Genomic DNA, 1,865 nt, shown 5'->3' with positions numbered 1-1,865 from the left:
CCCTCGGTGAGCAGGGCGGTCGACAGCGTCACGACGCCGGCACCGACCAGCAGCGCGCTCAGGGGCGGTGTGAGCCCGCGGACCAGCAGGTCCTGGGTCGCGTCCGTGTCGCTGACCAGGCGCGACACCAGGTCGCCGCTGCGGAACCGACGGACCGGCTCGGTGGCGGCGAGCCGGGCGTATACGCGGTCGCGGGCGTCGGCGAGCGTGCGCAGCGCGGCGTCGTGCGTGACGAGCCGTTCGAGGTAGCGCGCCACCCCGCGCGTGACGCCGAGGGCGCGGGTCAGCACCACCGCCACGCTCAGCGCGGTGACGCCGGGATGGGTCGCGGCGGTCGCGATGAGCCAGGCGGCGAGCGAGAGCAGCCCGACCCCCGAGGCGGTGGCGAGCGCACCCCACAGCACTCCGAGCACGAAACGGGCACCCCGCGGCCGCGCGAGCCCCACCATCCGGATGAGCGAGCGGCCCTTTCGCTCAGTAGGTGTGAGCGAGGGTGCCGTTCGCTCAGCGGGTGCGGGGGTCATCGGACAGCCGCGGCTCGGCGCAGGTGGTGGGCCGTCGTGGCCCACCCGGGGTCGTGGGTCACGATCACCGCGGTCCGGCCCGTCACGAGCCGGGTCACCGCCCGGCGGACGGCGGCGGCGTTGTCCGGGTCGAGGTGGGCGGTGGGCTCGTCGAGCAGGACGACCGGTGCGTCCCGCAGGAACGCCCTGGCCAGCGCCACGCGCTGCCGCTCGCCCGCGGACAACCGCATGCCGCGCTCCCCGAGGAGGGTCGCGTACCCCTCGGGGAGCGCGGCGACGACCGCGTCGAGCTCGGCCAGCGAGGCCGCCCGCCGCACGTCGTCCAGGCTCGCGGTGGGCTCGCCGAGGCGGATGTTGTCGGCGAGGCTCTCGGCGAACAGGTGGGGGTCCTGCGGGACCCAGGCGAGGGTGCGGCGCCAGGCCTCCGGGTCGACGTCGGCGAGGTCGACCCCGCCCACGGTCACCCTGCCCGCGGTGGGCTCGGTGAACCGCAGCAGCAGGCCGAGCAGGGTGGACTTGCCCGCGCCACTCGGTCCGGTGACGACGGTGGTCGCCCCGGCGGGCAGGGTCAGGTCGAGGTCGGCGAGCGCGGTCCGTTCCGGATAGCGGACGGTCACGCCGTGGAGCTCGATGTCCCCGCGGGGAGCGGGCAGGGTGCCCGCGGGGGTGCCGGTGCGCTCGTCGAGCACCGCGAAGACCTTCTCGGCCGCCGCGATCCCCTCCATCGACGCGTGGAACCGGGCGCCGACCTCGCGCAGCGGGAGGTATGCCTCCGGCGCGAGGATCAGCACGAGCAGCGCCGTCTCCAGGTCCAGCCTGCCGTAGAGCAACCGGAACCCCACCTCGACGGCGACGAGCGCGACCGCCAGCGTGGCCAGCACCTCCAGGACGAAGGCCGACAGGAACGCCACCCGCAGCGTGCCCATCGTGGCCTCGCGATGCTGGTCGGTGACCTTCCGGACGAGCGCGGCCTCCGCCTTGGCCCGCCGGAACAGGGCGAGCGTGGGCAGCCCCTCGACGACGTCGAGGAAGTGCCCGCCGAGCTTCTCCAGCAGCGCCCACTGCCTCGCGGTGCGGGCCTGGGTGTGCATCCCGACCAGGGCCATGAACAGCGGGATGAGGGGGAGGGTGACCGCGATGACCAGGGCCGAGACCCAGTCCGCCCCCGCCACGACCACCAGCACGGCGACCGGCACGAGGACGGCGAGCACGAGCTGGGGGAGGTAGCGGGCGAAGTAGTCGTCGAGCGCGTCGAGGCCACGGGTGGCGAGGGTGACCAGGGCGCCGGCGTCTCGCGTGGTCCCGGTGGTCACGTGGTCGACCAGCTGCAGGCGCAGCTGC

Annotated in this window: 1 protein-coding gene and 1 pseudogene; both read right to left on the bottom strand. The window is 75.1% G+C overall.

Features of this window, described 5'->3' with window-relative positions:
- Nucleotides 1–413, bottom strand: a pseudogene (locus tag H5J29_RS31160) (thiol reductant ABC exporter subunit CydC); the annotation flags it as partial.
- Between the two features lie 107 nt (nt 414–520).
- On the bottom strand, nt 521–1,865 hold a 1,345-nt coding region (gene cydD / locus H5J29_RS31155), incomplete at its 5' end, for a thiol reductant ABC exporter subunit CydD (RefSeq protein WP_181784517.1).

Source organism: Pseudonocardia pini (genome assembly GCF_013870575.1).
In the GTDB taxonomy this organism is placed as follows: domain Bacteria; phylum Actinomycetota; class Actinomycetes; order Mycobacteriales; family Pseudonocardiaceae; genus Pseudonocardia; species Pseudonocardia pini.
This window is presented reverse-complemented; position numbering and strand designations above follow the sequence as displayed.